This window comes from Paenibacillus sp. PastF-3, from assembly GCF_029893135.1.
Lineage (GTDB): Bacteria > Bacillota > Bacilli > Paenibacillales > Paenibacillaceae > Paenibacillus_AQ > Paenibacillus_AQ nitricinens.
Genome location: NZ_JARXWM010000002.1, coordinates 611,222 through 626,078 on the forward strand (window position 1 = coordinate 611,222; position 14,857 = coordinate 626,078).

The window sequence follows — 14,857 nt, forward strand, 5'->3', positions numbered from 1 at the left end:
TTTCGATCAGGTTTTGCGTTATTATTATTTTACTGTTCGCTTTTTTGTTTGGCAAGCCAGTCTGCCAAGGCATCAATGTCTTGATCAGAAAGCCCCGCTCCCAGAGCAGTATCATACATCTTCGGCATCTGCCCTTGACCCTCTTTTATAATAGTAAGGATTGCTTCTTTATCATGGGTGTCCCCAACGCCGCGAAGTGAAGGTCCGCCTGCCCCTTTCAAATCCGCTGCATGACAAGAGATGCAAGTAGCTTGCTTAAATAGCCCCATAGCTGGATCATCCTTATCTACAATCGCTACTTCCTTCGCCTTAACTGCACTAGAGGTTGGAAGCCCCTTCGCCCTATTCTCTGCCGCCTTCTCTTCCCGTTGAACATCTTCAGGAATTTGACCAGTTTCAGCCATTTCATGTTTGTATTCAGTCCAAGCGGTATTTGTTAGGTACACAATCGCCGCTAGCGATAAGAACATCAAAGATGAAGCGATCGGTCTACGGTAGAAGCGACGTTCTCTGCCCGTGTCAAGAAATGGAGCTAAAAGAAGTGAACCAAAAGCTACACCGGTTACTCCTAATGTACCCAGTACGATATAATCACCTGAAGCATAAGGAAGCTTCAAATACTGATAGAGAAACAAGAAATACCAGTCAGGAATTGGGATAACCGTAGCACTCGCATTCGCTGGAAACCCTAGCGGCGCTGGCTCTGAAATAGTAAGCACTAATATTCCTACAAGTACAACGACGCCAACCATCCATTCTTTTAGTAGAAAGTTAGGGATAAAGGCTTCCGATTTACCAGGATAGGCTGAATAGTCTGGAGGTGTGATAAATCCATTGCCTTTACGAACTCTGGTATCACCGACATATACAACCTTTTCCTTAGAATTGTTTCCATGTGCCATCCATATTCCTCCTCTCTCAGATTAACTTACAACGGTCCAGAAATCCCTTGTCTGCGGATCATAATAAAGTGTCCTACGAGCAGACTAAGAAGCACCGCTGGGAGGAAGAATACATGTAGTGCGAAGAACCGAGTCAACGTTTCTGCACCAACAATCGTACCGCCTTGCATAAGTTCTTTCAATACGGGTCCCATCACTGGAACCGAGTTAGCAATTTCGAGTGTTACCTTAGTCGCAAAGTAAGCTTTATTGTCCCAAGGCAATAAGTAACCCGTTAAACCGAGCCCCAACATTACGAAGAAGATGAGCATTCCAACTACCCAGTTCATCTCGCGTGGAGCTTTATAAGAGCCTGTAAAGAAGACGCGCATCGTATGAAGGAACATCATAACAATGACAAGACTAGCACCCCAGTGATGCATTCCGCGAACGATTTGTCCAAAGGCAACACTAGATTGTAAATACTCAACACTTGCATAAGCATTGATAATATCTGGAACATAATACATCGTTAAGAACATACCCGATAAGATCTGAATCACTGTAATAAAAAAGGTCAGTCCGCCAAAACAATACACAAACGCAGAGAAGTGATGGGCCGGGTTAACATGCTCAGGAACCTCGTGGTCGGCCACGTCTCTCCAAATTGGCGTAACATCCAAACGTTCGTCAATCCAGTTATAGACATTTTTAAACATTAGAACCTACGCCTCCTCACTAGCTACTGTATTAGGCACAATATCACCCAAAAGAACCCACCCGTTATCAAATTTCGTTTTATACTGGTCCAGCGGTTTTGGAGCTACTTCGAGATTTTTGCCGAGTTTGGTATAACGTGCACCGTGGCAAGGACAGTGATACTCGTCCGGATATGCCTTATCATTGTTCCATCCGACCGTACATCCTAAATGTTTACAAATGGGTGAAAGCGCATAAATATCACCCTTTGCGTCTTTACGGATCCACGCAGTCAGCGTCGCTGTGCTGTCGTACCATCCGTCTTTCTGTTTCAATTCAAACGTAAACTCTTGGGGCTCTTCGGTGATTTTGCTAATTTCAGCAACCTTTATAAAATCACCCGCGCCCTTCTTATGTAATATTGGGTCCACGACAAAACGGACCATTGGGAGAATTGTACCTGCCCCCATAAAAGCAGTAGCGCCACCTAGCGTGTAGGTCAAAAATTGCCTGCGCGACATCTCTTTACGGCTGGGTGGTTGTTCAGGCCAAATATCCTGTTGATCATTATGGCTGCTCATACTGTTATATAACCCCCTTCTCAAGATATAAGAAAGTATCTAAGGTGTCCGATCAGAGATGCCTTACTATAAATAATCCGTTTTCAAATCTTTTCAATGAAATACATCACATACCATTTCGATTCAACCTAATAATAGCTTAGGCACCAAAACCCGTCAAGAATATTGTCTAATTTGTGACAGGCCAAAAAGTGATTTTAACTTATAATTGTTGATTTTCTGTCACATTTAAAAGGGGCTCACCGTCGCCACATCTCTTGAATTTTCATACCAATGTCACTATTAATCTTACCTCCCAGAGAACCCTCAATGATAGGCAGAGAGAGTACTAAATCGCTTTCAAAAATTTCTTGTTCCAGAAGTGCTATATCTGCTGTCAACACCACAGCATACTGGAAACCACTGGATTTGACTTTTTGGCAAACCTCATTAATTAGGTCAACATATCCTCCCCCTCCATACTGAATCGCTGGATAAGTTACAATCCGTCCCTTAAACGGTATTTCCACCAAATCCATAAAATCACGTAATCTTTCTAAAGCTTGAACCGTCTCAGGAGGACTTTCAGCCCCGCTTAATCCTGTAAAAGGTATGAGACATGTATCATAGAACTTTCGATTTTCTTTCCACTGCTCAACTTCAAAATCACTGAATTTCATTTATGTCCATCTCCTTATTTACGATCCTTCGTTACTTTCACATTTCACAAATTTGCCCGAAGTTATAAATCCCATTATATTGAAAGAGGGGGACGAACGTCTATATTTAGATTTTCATAGGTTTTCCTTCACCTCTAATTGATACAGAAAGCTTCATTACTCCATTAGAAAAATCACAGCGTATAACAAGAAAGACGCCTGGTCGCGTTCTTGGAGGTAGAGTTACAAGCTGAGTACATCCGTAATTCCATACACGTTCTATATACACCTTCGTAGTGAGGTTCCGCTAACGGACCGTATGGCCTTAATTTCGATTAAATGAGCACATATATTAGGGACGGACCGTATTGCACTTATTCCCTAATAACAAGCCCCTTCCCGGGTGATTTGGTGCGAATAACAGCGCTGGCTCGTTTACGTTACCAATTGCACATTGTATTCGGTTTTTCGCATACATTTGGCTCGTTTACGTTACCGGTGACACATTGTATTCGGTTTTTTCGCATACATTTGGCTCGTTTACGTTACCGGTGACACATTGTATTCGGTTTTTCGCATATATTTGGCTCGTTTACGTTACCGATGGCACATTGCATTCGGTTTTTCGCATACATTTGGCTCGTTTACGTTACCGGTGGCACATTGTATTCGGTTTTTCGCATACATTTAGCTGTTTACGTTACCGATGGCACATTGCATTCGGTTTTTCGCATACATTTGGCTCGTTTACGTTACCGGTGGCACATTGTATTCGGTTTTTTGCATACATTTGGCTCGTTTACGTTACCGGTGGCACATTGTATTCGGTTTTTCGCATACATTTAGCTGTTTACGTTACCGATGGCACATTGCATTCGGTTTTTCGCATACATTTGGCTCGTTTACGTTACCGGTGGCACATTGTATTCGGTTTTTTGCATACATTTGTCCGTAAGCTCGACTAAAACATGCATTTCGGAGGATATAAGGTCCGCTCGGTTTTTTAGAATCTGACGGCGACTCTCGTTTTTTCCAGTCTCCTGCTTCTTCACGTTCATCACTCCCTCCTCTTTCTTCGGAGTTATCCACATTTTTTTGTATTGTATAATTTCCTAAACAATCGAGTAGGAGGGGGCGGCTAGCCCCCGGCCTCTCACACCACCGTACGTACCGTTCGGTATACGGCGGTTCATGAAATATTCCGTAAGGAGTTGTATCTGTCCAATACACTCTTTAATCCATTGGATTCCCAATATTGGTTATTCAATGCACGTTGCAGAATTGGACTCCCTGCAATTCGCCAGTACCCTTTCCGAGTATTTCCCCACTCATATGCTATGTCCTTAGGCACGCCTAAAGATATAAGCCTTTTGACTTTGGTTCTCGGGTTCTTCCATTGCTTCCAGAGACACATTCGCAATCTCCTTCGAATCCACATATCCATCGCTTTTAAGACACTTGGCGTATCCGCCAGACAGAAATATCCCTGCCATCCCATCAAGTATCGATTGAGCTCCTGGATTCTCTCTTCCATTCGCATCGCTTTCTTCCGGGACGTGATCTCCCGAATTCGAGTTTTCGCTCTCTGCAAGGACTGCTTCGCTATCCTCACCTTGGGCTCTTTATCGTGACTAAAGCTAAACCCAAGAAATTTTCGTCTCCATGGGCGGTCCACCGCACTCTTCGCTTGCTTCACCTTTAGTTTTAGTCTTGTCTCAATGAATACAGTGATGGATGCCTTCACTCGCTCTCCTGCTCTTGGCGTTTTCACGTAAATATTGCAATCATCCGCATAACGAACGAAGCGGTGTCCACGTTTCTCGAGTTCCTTGTCGAGCTCGTCCAAGACGATGTTAGATAATAACGGACTGAGTGGACCACCTTGCGGTGTCCCTTCTGTTGTCGGTTTTACTAACCCGTTCTCCATCACTCCTGACTGAAGATATTTTCGAATCAGCAGGAGAACTTTCTTGTCCTTCACTTTAGCCGAAATCTTCATCATCAGTCGGTCATGGTTGACGCGATCAAAGAATTTCTCCAAGTCAAGGTCAACGACGTATCGATAGCCTTCTTTCATGAATTCTCTAGCTTTCCTTACCGCCTCATGTCCTCGCCTTCCCGGACGAAATCCATAACTGTGGTCAGAAAACTCTGGATCAAATAATGGGGTTAGTACCTGAGCGATTGCTTGTTGAATCATTCGGTCTGTCACGGTATCTATTCCTAATAACCTAACGCCTCCGCCACCGGGTATCGGGATTTCGACTCGGCGCACAGGGCTCGGTTCATAGGTTCCTTCTTCTATCGATTGCCGCAAGGTTTGCCAGTTTTGTACGATGTGTTCTCGTAAGGATTTTACGGACATCCCATCTACGCCATGACTTCCTTTATTCGCTTCAACACGCTTTAAGGCTTGCAGAAGATTTTCCCGTGACAGCAGCTGTTCCAACATTTTTTTTACCTCTCTTTACGTGATTTGTATCTTCCTCTTGTGCCAGAGATGGATTCTGCCCTGCCGAAGCTCCTCACGGGATTCACCGCTTTCTTTTTCAGTCAGGTCCTTTCGGATTTTTTTCTGCTTTCATTACTCATCTTGAACGCCTGGATGTACAAATACCTACTTCATGTTCAGCCCTTCCGCAGCTGTTGCAACAGCTTGCGTACTATGGCGTCTGCTGACTTCTGTGCGTTCAGCCTGCTCTCACAAGCAGGGTTACGAAGTGGCTTCGCCTACCGCACAGATCTCCCCAGGTAAGGATGCTATCTTCCTCTCCATCTATCTGCTTCATTTACTCCCGTACGCCTTTGACAGTATGGACTTTGGTTTGTTATGCAACCTCATCCAGCCTACGTTAGCCTTGTATAAAGTTCGTGTTCCTCAGACCGGAGATTTGCCGCCGGCTTCCTTCAGATTCCACCTCACGGTGGACATCCTTGCCTTAGACTAATGGCTACTACTGCCTTCGCCATTCGGGACTTCAACCCTATAGATAGCGCCCATGCTGGGCGCACATAAAAAAAGAAATGCGCTAAGCACATTTCTTTATGCCAAACTTTTAAGTTCTTCTGTAAGATTTCGGAAAGCTAATTTATCTCCTGTAGCCAGCGCCGTGTCAATCTCACGGTGCAAGATGTCGGAGCGACGCTTTCGCAGCGCTTCATCCCACACCATTTCTGCCGCAAGTCCTAGCATCACTTCGTACGTAGCCTTCATTTTGTCCATTCGATACACCTCCGCTGTTTAAGAGATCCTTATTGCTTTAATATTTTGATATCCATCAAGATGATTTTGTTTTCGTTTTCAAAAGTGACGGCACCTACTAAATCATATTCAACAATCCTGTCTACGTTCTACATATTTACCCATTCTGGTCAATACTTCATTTATTGTCCTATCAACAACCAAAGTACAGTCCACATCTACATATGTAATCCCCATAAGCATTGGCTTGATGCCTCCATACTGCTATAGATGTTTAGGCACGGCTATCTCCATCCCCCACGGCGTCATCATCACAGCGAGACCAGTGGTGGTCTCCCCTAATTTCAGCATCCCAAGGTGCACCATCATCCGAATAATTCGTTGCTCCAGAATAGAGGCAGCATTGTCATAATAGAAAGGTTTAATTAACCACCCTATACCATCCACTAATGAAGGTACGCTCACCCAATTCCCAGCACTAATGCTTACCCAATACACCAGTGAAGGCAGGTTTGGTACAGCCCCCTTATATAGTTTTAACCAAAAAGAGAATATCTGCATCAACGAGTCACATTTCCCATCGGCCAACACTGCCTCTCCTGTCGCCGTGAGCCTTAACCGAAAACCTTCTTCAGTGATCCAGCGGCGGTGACGAACATAATCATACAGGAGCGCTAATCTAGGTGGATAATGCTCACATGCCCTACCATAACCAAATCTCCAGCCGCCTTTGCTAAGCAGATCCTCCGGAATATGAAGTGCATTCATCACTCCTTGCTGATACCGCCTATACATTGCCCCTTCCTGATTAAGCTCTGGCTCATTTTCCTTGATATATCTCAGAAGCATAACCAGATCACTTAATAACAATTCTCCTTCATTTCGATACATGGCTGGTTCAGAGCTAACCGTAACCTTATCCTTGATATGTGCGCTCATCGTCTCACGAAAGCGCTCTTTCAAGTCTTTGGGCACTTGGAACAAATATCTCGTTTGCTGGGAAGAACCGCTAAAGAGCCAGCCTCCGCTTTTGAAACGAGAAACCATTTCTCGGAAACCCCCGGTCTTTCCTTCTTGGGTATCAAAAGAAGCTTGCCTAGCTACTGCCAACAAATCTTCCAGACTAAAGTAGCTGCGTTCATCAAAAAGTAATGTATTCAGAAACCGTAGATCCTCCGGAGCACATTCCCGGATATGAGACTCCATAAAACTTCTGCTTCCAAGCATAATCAAAATACTCTGGATCAAGTCATGTTTGGAATTCTGCTTGCATTCACACCGGTAGCGTCCCGCTATGGCGGTCAGCTGTCCAATATCTGCATAAGTGAGCATATCCGCCAGATTCATGTTTTATCGCCTCACCGTTTTACTACCATTATGGGAAATACAGCCCTTTTTATTCCCCTTTGCGCAAAAAAAATAACCCGATGCACGGGTTAACGCTGATTTTGCAGGATATGGCGAGTACAATTATAAAGAATAGGGTTCCATTCCCGTTCTTTCTTCTCCAAAATCGTCAGGGATAAATTCCCAATCCGCTCAGAATACTTATCTTTGTAAAATGCAGTATACAGTTGAGCGAGGAACCCTCCATGAGATATGACTAGTATGTTGCGATTGGGATGCTGCGCAGAAATATCCTCCATAAAGGCAAGTGCACGCGCTTGAAGCTGTTCGTCAGTTTCTTGACCAAGCGAAAGCTGACTCCAATCTTTCCCCCACTTCTCTTCACGCTCAGCGGCAGTAAGTCCTTCAACCTGTCCGTAGGCACGTTCCCGGATCCGATCATCCGGATCAAGTAACGGTACATTTAATTTATCTGCGATAATCCTACCTGTCTCTGCTGCCCGGGAAAGGTTACTTGTAATGCAATAATCCCAGCGATACGGCTCTTGTAATAAGCGGTCAGCAAGCATAGCAGCTTGCATCCGTCCTTCATCATTAAGCGGAATATCACTTTGCCCCTGTATCTTTCCAATTGCGTTCCAGTCCGTCAATCCATGGCGTATCAAGCCGATTAGCATATTGCCTCCCCCTTTTCACCCAAGTATTTGTCTCTTAATGTAACATGGATGAAATAAAAAGTCTTCTTTTATGCGTATTATAATACAAAAAATCCCCTTATCTTTACATAAAGGGACTCCTACATCGTTCTTAACACTATTATATACTGCAATAGCTAAGTCATACATCAATAGACCCTTTATGATCTGCGATATCGATTCAGCCGGGTTAACGAAAACACTGCAAAACCCACGCCAAGCATGGATAACATCATCCAATATTGAGGATGAGTAGGTCCCATATTTACCACAAGCGGTTCAATAATCCCACCTTCAGAGCCTAAAATGGGATAAGTGGATGTCCATTCCATAGAGCCAGCAACGCCTGTCTCTACAATTCCACTTTGAGCCACAGTGATATCAGCAGGTGTTCTAAACATAGTAAAGTAAAGAACACTGGACAAAAATACCGCCAGGAAGCAAGCGATCCAGAGACTAAGCCTATGACGAACAATGGCAGATGTCCCTGCGGATTTCCCATCCCCTGGCATTAACCAAGGACTCTCTAGATAAATCCGCTCCATAACTTTAACATTTATAACTTCTGCACGCTCTTCACTAATCTCTTCTTTCAAATCATGCATAAGCTGGCTACTCTCTTGCCACAGAGACCACTCAGCAGCGCAGTAAGGACAAGTTGCAATATGTTGTTCGAGCAAAATCCGCCTAGGATGTGTGGGGGGAGCGTCCCACAAGAGCGGAATACATTCTTGCGCTTCCCTGCAATTCATTCGCCTTACACCCTCTCAACCTGCTCTTCAACTTCAGGCTCATTGAAATAGGATTCGAGTTGAAGCTTCACACTACTTCTGGCACGAAACAACAATGATTTCACGGAGCTTACACTCTGATCTAAAATTTCTGCAATTTCTTGATAATCCATCTGATCGTATTCACGCAGGATTAGCGCAGAGCGTTGTTTCTCCGGAAGATTATTAATTGCCTCACGAACCAAGTTCATCCGTTCTTTACGCAATGCAGCCTGCTCAGGCGCTACTTCAAACGGTGCAACTGGAGTATATCCACTCTCTTCTAGGGATACATTTCCGGCACGATTCTTACGAAGCTCACTTAGCACGGTATTACGAGCAATAGTGTACAACCACGTTGAAAAGGAAGCATCTACCTCTCGAAAGGAATGCAAGCTACGGAATGCCTTGTAGAAAGTCTCCGAACAAAGGTCCTCTGCAATTAGCTCCATTTGTGAGTTTCTAAGCATATGATATACAAATGCCAATATTTTTCGTTGATAACGACGCATTAATTCTGAATATAATTCTGTGTTACCTTGTTTGATTTCCTGGATCAACTGGGAATCCGTCATGGTGAGATTGGCCCTCCTCGCCCTTGCACGTCTTTTCCCGTCCGGTCCGTACTTATTATACCGGTTTGGGCTTTAAAAGTTGCGCTGGTTTACTGCAACTTTTTAGTTTATTACAAGAAGAAACGATATTGTCGACCTTTTATGTAAGACAAACGTTCCTTGTGGGAATTTTAGGGAAAATATATGACGTGCAACTTATCCGTTCTTCAATTTTGAAATACACCTATGTATATTCAAACACCCAATAATTAAGGCATGATGATTGTGATGAATATAAAAAGAAAAATGGCATATTTCTTAGAGCATATAAATTTTATAACGAATCTAGAAATATACCAGATCTATTGTATCACAGATTCTCATAGGATGACATTAATAGACTTCAGAGCAGTAATCTCGTCAGCAAGACCTGACAACAGATTATAAACGAACATTAACTCCGTCAATAAGACTTTGATCACTGTAATATGACTTTAATCTCTTTTTAATAAACTGTTGACAAAATGTAAACGTATACATATAATAAAAGTACAGTATGGTTTCTCTCCACTCCTATCCAAATACTAGACGGTTCCAATTTATTGTGAACTGTAGCCGCTTACTTTGTAAGCGGTCTTTTTTTGTTCTGAAAGCGCTCTACCTTTTGTTAGATGATCTATAATAGGTTATTTACTATAGCCAGCGAATTAGCTTCCACAAATCCCCACAGTCATCTATTACCCCGTCTGCGTCCACTTGAAGAGGTATGGAAAAGAGTCAAGATAAACAATATACTAGCTATAAAGTTATTTGTTGAGGTGAATATGAAATGAATGAAATCGATGAATCAAAACAACTTGTACTACAAATCGGCGGTGCCTTGAAAAAGTACAGAAAAGAAAAAAACATGAACTTAGATGACTTAGCAGAATTAACGGGCGTAAGTAAACTTACTCTGGGGAATATCGAACGCGGTGAGACAAATCCAACTTTGGCGATTATATGGAAAATTTCAAAAGGCCTATCTTTACCCCTATTAGCTTTGTTCAAATCTGAAGACCCTGTTAGTTTGTATCGAGCAGGCGAAGGTCTTCGGTTTTCTAATGATCAAAAGAATTGGATCATTGAACCCGTCTTTAAAAACGTAAGCCACGATATTGAAATGTGTCGGGCTTACTTACAGCCAAATAGTTCATATCACCCTGAAGGTCATCATGTGAATACAACTGAAATTGCGACAGTAATGACTGGTTCCATTGAAATTCAAGTCAATGGTGAGATGTACATATTGAATCAATATGATACGATCAGTTTTCGTGCTGATCGCCCTCACTCTTATACCAATCATACGAATAGCGAAACAGTGCTCCATATCTCCTTAAAATATGGTTTCTAAAAACCAAAAATTTCACTTATAAAAAACAACTCTGAGTTTCCATTATTTATGGAAACTCAGAGTTGTTTTTTTTACTAATATAAGCACTTCAATTGATAGGATACTCTCTATAAAGTTAACTATAAAATACTTATTGTTAATTTTAGTATACTATAATATACTTTCATTGTCCGCGCGGATATTATTTTATAGCTTTCCAATCAGCAGAAAACCAATAGTACACATTAATTCTGGAAGGGGAAATGAAGAATGCCGAATAAAAAAATCTTATCATCATCAATAGGGCTGCTAATACTCGGCATTATTATTATTGCCGCAAATTTACGTGCTCCCTTAACCTCGGTCGGTCCTTTAGTAGGTCTCATAAGGGAAGACGTTCATATCTCCAATACTTTTGCAGGCCTGATAACAACGGTCCCTTTACTTACCTTTGCTTTATTATCGCCTGTAGTACCAAAACTAGGACGCAGATATGGAGTAGAACTTTTAATTTTGTTTGCCCTGATCTTTTTGACTGTTGGTATTGTAATACGTTCTTTATCTGGCGCTGCAAATCTGTATATTGGAACTGCAATTCTTGGATTTGCAATTGCCGTTTGTAATGTATTAATGCCAAGTTTAATCAAACGTGATTTTCCTAATAAAATCGGTGCCATGACTGGTATCTTTGGAATTTCAATGAGTTTATCTGGAGCGATCGCATCGGGATTTAGTGTACCGCTAGCCGCAAACGTAGGTATAAAATGGCAGGGAGCGTTGGGAATATGGGGGATCCTAAGCTTTGTATCGATCCTCTGCTGGTTGCCTCAATTAAGGAAGCATACGAAGCAAACAACCTCGACGAGTCAACAGATGGTCTGCAATAATGTGAATGTTTGGCGTTCCCCTCTTGCCTGGCAAGTAACCTTGTTTATGGGTATGCAGTCCATGATTTTCTATGTGCTGATCGCATGGTTGCCTGAAATTTTAAAGCAGCAAGGCATTGACTCAAGCCAATCAGGATGGTATCTCTCAATAATGCAGTTAGCGCTACTTCCCTTTACCTTTATTGTCCCCGTTATTGCTGGGCGAATGTCAAGTCAACGTTCGTTAGTGGTCATCACAACCCTTTTGCTTTTGACGGGAACGCTCGGACTGCTTTACGGAAGCTCCAATATCATTCTGTTGTGGATCATCATACTCGGAATTGGTGGAGGCTGCGCCTTTAGCTTGTCCATGATGTTTTTCGGTTTACGTACTAAAAATGCGCAGCAAGCGGCGGAACTGTCTGGTATGGCACAATCGATCGGATATCTGCTTGCCGCAATCGGCCCTGCCCTTATAGGATATCTCCATGATGCGACAAATAGTTGGAACCTGCCTCTTTTCATTCTAATTGGAGCTTCGGTCTTTCTCTTTTTAGTCGGTATAGGAGCAGCAAGAAATCGTTTTGTAGATAGCCGAAATAGTTACGACGAAATAAACTCAAGTTACATTGGCTAATACCCCTTTCTTTTCATCGTTGATCCAATAACATTTGGCACGTACGAAGACGCTATCGGACACAGTTGACCTTCAGCGCAGCATTATTCCACTTTTGGGATGTTAACGGACCGCATAGCAATTGGCAAGAAAAACACCCAATATTAACCTCTCCAAATGAAATAGCGTCAGTGGAGTCCGAAAGACTGCCTCAAAGGTGGTACTGATGACGATACTGACGGCGGCATGTTGAAGCTAGCAACCAACAAGCCAGAATAACAAAACAGCGATTCTCTAATAACATGAGAATCGCTGTTTTTGCTGTTTATTACGATTTGAAAATGACCCGGAGCGAACCTTAATACTACACATATACGGTATAATCGTGCTGCTGCAGAAGCACCTTCGCACGTTCCATATCGTGCTCCTGACGAAAAGATAGGCGCATAATACCCGGCACATCTTCACGACTCTCGATGATTTGTACGTTGCTAAGGTTAATGCCTTGGTCCCCCAGCTCAGTAGCAATACGTCCGATAATCCCCGGATGATCCGGTACATCAATATGTAGGTCAAATAAAGGTGCTATCATGCCTTTACGCCGTTCAGGCAACTGACTGCGGAAGCCATTCGCTTCTTGGAAGGCCTCTTCAATTCCTACGCCATCTTCACTTTCCAGTAGACGAACAAAAGAAGAAACTTCCTCGTTCCAATCCTTCAATAAACGAAGCATTACGGAACGATTGTTCAGCAAAATGTCTCGCCAAATTATAGGATCACTGGAAGCAATCCGAGTGATATCCCGAAAGCCTCCTGCAGCTAGCGTACTATATAAGGAGTCAGTATCGTCATAGGCACGAATTTGATTTACCAAAGCAACAGCAATAATATGCGGTAAATGACTAATGGCACCTACAATCTCATCATGGCGTTCTGGATCAAGGCGTACAATCTGCGCTCTTGTGTGGTGTAGTAAAGACTCCAGTGCATGATAAGCCTCGTCTGGTACGCCTGGAGGAGGCGTCAACACATAATAGGCATTCTCAAATAGCAATGATGAAGCTGCCTCAACACCTGATCGCTCTGATCCTGCCATTGGGTGTCCGCCGATAAAATGTACTCCAGGAATTTCTAAGGAGACCGCACATGCGGCAATACTAGCTTTCGTGCTTCCTACATCTGTAATAATGCAGCCGGGTTTTAGAGGCAATTTACTTAATTGCTGCAGATAATCCTCTAACATCCCTACCGGTACACACAAAAAAATGAAATCAGCATCAAGTGCTGCTTCTTCAACAGAAAGCGTGGCATGGTCTACCACACCTCTGCTTATATATTTACTTACGAATTCAGGACGGTGGGCATGCCCTACGACGGTCAGGCCCTCCTTGCCTTTAAAGCAAAGGGCCAGTGAGCCTCCGATCAGACCGACACCGAATATAGCTATTTTTGTCGTCATGTTCTTTGAACTACCTGCCTTTTTTAGTCTAGTCATGCTGTTTACTACTAGGCGCGCACACCATACTCTATAAGAATTTGTTCCAGAGCGGTTATAAACGCTGTATTCTGCTCTGCCGACCCAACAGTAACACGAATATAAGTAGGGTAAACTTGATGCCCTGCTCTTACTATGATTCCTTTACGCATCAAAGCATCGAAAACCTCTGTAGCTGGCTTACGAACATCTACCATAATGAAGTTCCCGTGTGCAGGGAAGGATTCTAGGCCCAGACGTTTGAATTCAGCTTGTAATTGGACAATACCCGCGCTATTAAGGCGACGGCATTCCTCTACGTATTCTTGGTCATTCAAGGCAGCCAGAGCCGCCGCTTGCGCAAGACGAGAGGTATTGAAAGGCTCGCGTACCTTGTTGATCAATGAAATAATTTCAGGACTAGCAACACCATAACCAATACGCAATGCAGCTAAGCCATAAATTTTGGAGAATGTGCGAAGCACAACCAGATTCGCATAACGATTTAATAATTGGATACCGTTTGAGTAAGAAAGATCTGTTACGTACTCACAGTACGCTTCATCAAGGACAACCATTACATGGGAAGGAACAGCATCAAGGAAAGAAATCAAGGCTTCCTCTGGTACAATTGTACCCGTTGGGTTATTTGGATTACAGATCCAGATAACCTTCGTACGGTCCGTAATACGGGCCAGCATCCCATCCAGATCATGTGTACCCTTTACAAGTGGTACCTCGATGGACACGGCACCTTCGATATCTGCGTTACTCTTATAAACAGAGAAGGTCTGATCAACCATGAGTGTCTCATCACCCGGCAAGAAGAAGGCGCGAGCAATAAGTGCAATAATCTCATCAGAGCCACAGCCAAAAATAATATTATCGCTATTCACACCAAGACGGCTGGCAAGTGCTGCCGTCAACTCAACGGCCGATCCATCTGGATATAGATAAAGATTATCAAGCTCTGCTAGAATAGCTTCTTTAGCACTCGGGGAAGCTCCATACGGGTTCTCATTGGATGCAAGCTTAATAACCTCACTTAAGCCGAGCTCTTTCTTAACTTCGTCTATAGGTTTCCCTGGTTTGTAGACAGGGAGATTAACTATATTCGGTTTTGGATTCATGAATAGTCCTCGCTCTCCATAGTTGATTA

At 43.2% G+C, this 14,857-nt stretch carries 16 protein-coding genes; 3 read left to right on the forward strand and 13 right to left on the reverse strand.

Features of this window, described 5'->3' with window-relative positions; translation table 11 throughout:
* Nucleotides 1–29: 29 nt before the first annotated feature.
* From M2444_RS06780 to ltrA, 6 genes are all read right to left on the reverse strand, one after another.
* Entirely contained in the window at nt 30–902 is an 873-nt protein-coding gene (locus tag M2444_RS06780) for a menaquinol-cytochrome c reductase cytochrome b/c subunit (RefSeq protein WP_094874665.1), read from the reverse strand.
* Nucleotides 903–928: 26 nt separating this feature from the next.
* Entirely contained in the window at nt 929–1,600 is a 672-nt protein-coding gene (gene qcrB, locus M2444_RS06785; RefSeq protein ID WP_042129529.1) for a menaquinol-cytochrome c reductase cytochrome b subunit, read from the reverse strand.
* A 6-nt stretch (nt 1,601–1,606) separates the two neighbouring features.
* The gene (locus M2444_RS06790) at nt 1,607–2,161 is read right to left on the reverse strand and encodes a QcrA and Rieske domain-containing protein (protein ID WP_094874664.1); all 555 of its coding nucleotides are present in this window, start codon (nt 2,159–2,161) and stop codon (nt 1,607–1,609) included.
* A 239-nt stretch (nt 2,162–2,400) separates the two neighbouring features.
* Complete coding sequence (locus M2444_RS06795) at nt 2,401–2,820, reverse strand: DUF2487 family protein (protein ID WP_280786583.1); 420 nt, start codon at nt 2,818–2,820, stop codon at nt 2,401–2,403.
* 881 nt (nt 2,821–3,701) lie between these two features.
* A complete protein-coding gene (locus M2444_RS06800; RefSeq protein ID WP_280786584.1) occupies nt 3,702–3,857 on the reverse strand; it encodes a hypothetical protein in 156 nt (51 codons plus the stop codon).
* Nucleotides 3,858–3,988: 131 nt separating this feature from the next.
* A complete protein-coding gene (ltrA, locus tag M2444_RS06805; protein WP_280786585.1) occupies nt 3,989–5,251 on the reverse strand; it encodes a group II intron reverse transcriptase/maturase in 1,263 nt (420 codons plus the stop codon).
* A 268-nt stretch (nt 5,252–5,519) separates the two neighbouring features.
* Here ltrA and M2444_RS06810 point away from each other — a divergent pair, with 268 nt between their 5' ends.
* Nucleotides 5,520–5,747 (forward strand): hypothetical protein, encoded by a 228-nt coding sequence (locus M2444_RS06810; RefSeq protein WP_280786586.1) that lies wholly within the window; start codon nt 5,520–5,522, stop codon nt 5,745–5,747.
* Nucleotides 5,748–5,842: 95 nt separating this feature from the next.
* On the opposite strand, the gene M2444_RS06815 is transcribed toward M2444_RS06810, so the two are convergent.
* The 5 genes from M2444_RS06815 to M2444_RS06835 all read right to left on the reverse strand — a co-directional run bounded on the left by M2444_RS06815 (nt 5,843) and on the right by M2444_RS06835 (nt 9,388).
* Nucleotides 5,843–6,022, reverse strand: a complete 180-nt coding sequence (locus M2444_RS06815) for an IDEAL domain-containing protein (protein ID WP_042129535.1) — start codon at nt 6,020–6,022, stop codon at nt 5,843–5,845.
* Nucleotides 6,023–6,265: 243 nt separating this feature from the next.
* Nucleotides 6,266–7,348, reverse strand: a complete 1,083-nt coding sequence (locus tag M2444_RS06820; protein WP_280786587.1) for a hypothetical protein — start codon at nt 7,346–7,348, stop codon at nt 6,266–6,268.
* An 89-nt stretch (nt 7,349–7,437) separates the two neighbouring features.
* Entirely contained in the window at nt 7,438–8,025 is a 588-nt protein-coding gene (locus M2444_RS06825; RefSeq protein ID WP_094870047.1) for a histidine phosphatase family protein, read from the reverse strand.
* A gap of 179 nt (nt 8,026–8,204) precedes the next feature.
* Nucleotides 8,205–8,795: an anti-sigma factor family protein gene (locus M2444_RS06830; protein ID WP_143812129.1), complete on the reverse strand. Its 591-nt coding sequence runs from the start codon at nt 8,793–8,795 to the stop codon at nt 8,205–8,207.
* 5 nt (nt 8,796–8,800) lie between these two features.
* Nucleotides 8,801–9,388: an RNA polymerase sigma factor gene (locus tag M2444_RS06835; protein WP_042190156.1), complete on the reverse strand. Its 588-nt coding sequence runs from the start codon at nt 9,386–9,388 to the stop codon at nt 8,801–8,803.
* Between the two features lie 808 nt (nt 9,389–10,196).
* Between M2444_RS06835 and M2444_RS06840 the strand changes: the two genes are divergently transcribed.
* Both M2444_RS06840 and M2444_RS06845 read left to right on the forward strand, forming a co-directional pair.
* Nucleotides 10,197–10,763 carry a helix-turn-helix domain-containing protein gene (locus M2444_RS06840; RefSeq protein ID WP_280786588.1) on the forward strand — a complete coding sequence of 189 codons (567 nt, stop codon included), beginning with the start codon at nt 10,197–10,199 and terminating at the stop codon, nt 10,761–10,763.
* A gap of 249 nt (nt 10,764–11,012) precedes the next feature.
* The gene (locus M2444_RS06845; protein WP_280786589.1) at nt 11,013–12,245 is read left to right on the forward strand and encodes a CynX/NimT family MFS transporter; all 1,233 of its coding nucleotides are present in this window, start codon (nt 11,013–11,015) and stop codon (nt 12,243–12,245) included.
* Between the two features lie 343 nt (nt 12,246–12,588).
* Here the strand turns inward: M2444_RS06845 and M2444_RS06850 are convergent, their stop codons facing one another.
* Together M2444_RS06850 and hisC are read right to left on the reverse strand one after the other, a co-directional pair.
* Nucleotides 12,589–13,683 carry a prephenate dehydrogenase gene (locus M2444_RS06850; protein WP_094870050.1) on the reverse strand — a complete coding sequence of 365 codons (1,095 nt, stop codon included), beginning with the start codon at nt 13,681–13,683 and terminating at the stop codon, nt 12,589–12,591.
* Between the two features lie 47 nt (nt 13,684–13,730).
* Entirely contained in the window at nt 13,731–14,828 is a 1,098-nt protein-coding gene (gene hisC, locus M2444_RS06855) for a histidinol-phosphate transaminase (protein ID WP_280786590.1), read from the reverse strand.
* Between the last annotated feature and the right edge of the window lie 29 nt (nt 14,829–14,857).

Excerpts from the sequence above, each read along its gene's own strand:
- M2444_RS06780 (WP_094874665.1), bottom strand. The coding sequence starts at position 902 with ATGGCACATGGAAACAATTCTAAGGAAAAGGTTGTATATGTCGGTGAT.
- qcrB (WP_042129529.1), bottom strand. The coding sequence starts at position 1,600 with ATGTTTAAAAATGTCTATAACTGGATTGACGAACGTTTGGATGTTACG.
- M2444_RS06790 (WP_094874664.1), bottom strand. The coding sequence starts at position 2,161 with ATGAGCAGCCATAATGATCAACAGGATATTTGGCCTGAACAACCACCC.
- M2444_RS06795 (WP_280786583.1), bottom strand. The coding sequence starts at position 2,820 with ATGAAATTCAGTGATTTTGAAGTTGAGCAGTGGAAAGAAAATCGAAAG.
- M2444_RS06800 (WP_280786584.1), bottom strand. The coding sequence starts at position 3,857 with ATGAACGTGAAGAAGCAGGAGACTGGAAAAAACGAGAGTCGCCGTCAG.
- ltrA (WP_280786585.1), bottom strand. The coding sequence starts at position 5,251 with ATGTTGGAACAGCTGCTGTCACGGGAAAATCTTCTGCAAGCCTTAAAG.
- M2444_RS06815 (WP_042129535.1), bottom strand. The coding sequence starts at position 6,022 with ATGGACAAAATGAAGGCTACGTACGAAGTGATGCTAGGACTTGCGGCA.
- M2444_RS06820 (WP_280786587.1), bottom strand. The coding sequence starts at position 7,348 with ATGAATCTGGCGGATATGCTCACTTATGCAGATATTGGACAGCTGACC.
- M2444_RS06825 (WP_094870047.1), bottom strand. The coding sequence starts at position 8,025 with ATGCTAATCGGCTTGATACGCCATGGATTGACGGACTGGAACGCAATT.
- M2444_RS06830 (WP_143812129.1), bottom strand. The coding sequence starts at position 8,795 with ATGAATTGCAGGGAAGCGCAAGAATGTATTCCGCTCTTGTGGGACGCT.
- M2444_RS06835 (WP_042190156.1), bottom strand. The coding sequence starts at position 9,388 with ATGACGGATTCCCAGTTGATCCAGGAAATCAAACAAGGTAACACAGAA.
- M2444_RS06840 (WP_280786588.1), top strand. The coding sequence starts at position 10,197 with ATGAATGAAATCGATGAATCAAAACAACTTGTACTACAAATCGGCGGT.
- M2444_RS06845 (WP_280786589.1), top strand. The coding sequence starts at position 11,013 with ATGCCGAATAAAAAAATCTTATCATCATCAATAGGGCTGCTAATACTC.
- M2444_RS06850 (WP_094870050.1), bottom strand. The coding sequence starts at position 13,683 with ATGACGACAAAAATAGCTATATTCGGTGTCGGTCTGATCGGAGGCTCA.
- hisC (WP_280786590.1), bottom strand. The coding sequence starts at position 14,828 with ATGAATCCAAAACCGAATATAGTTAATCTCCCTGTCTACAAACCAGGG.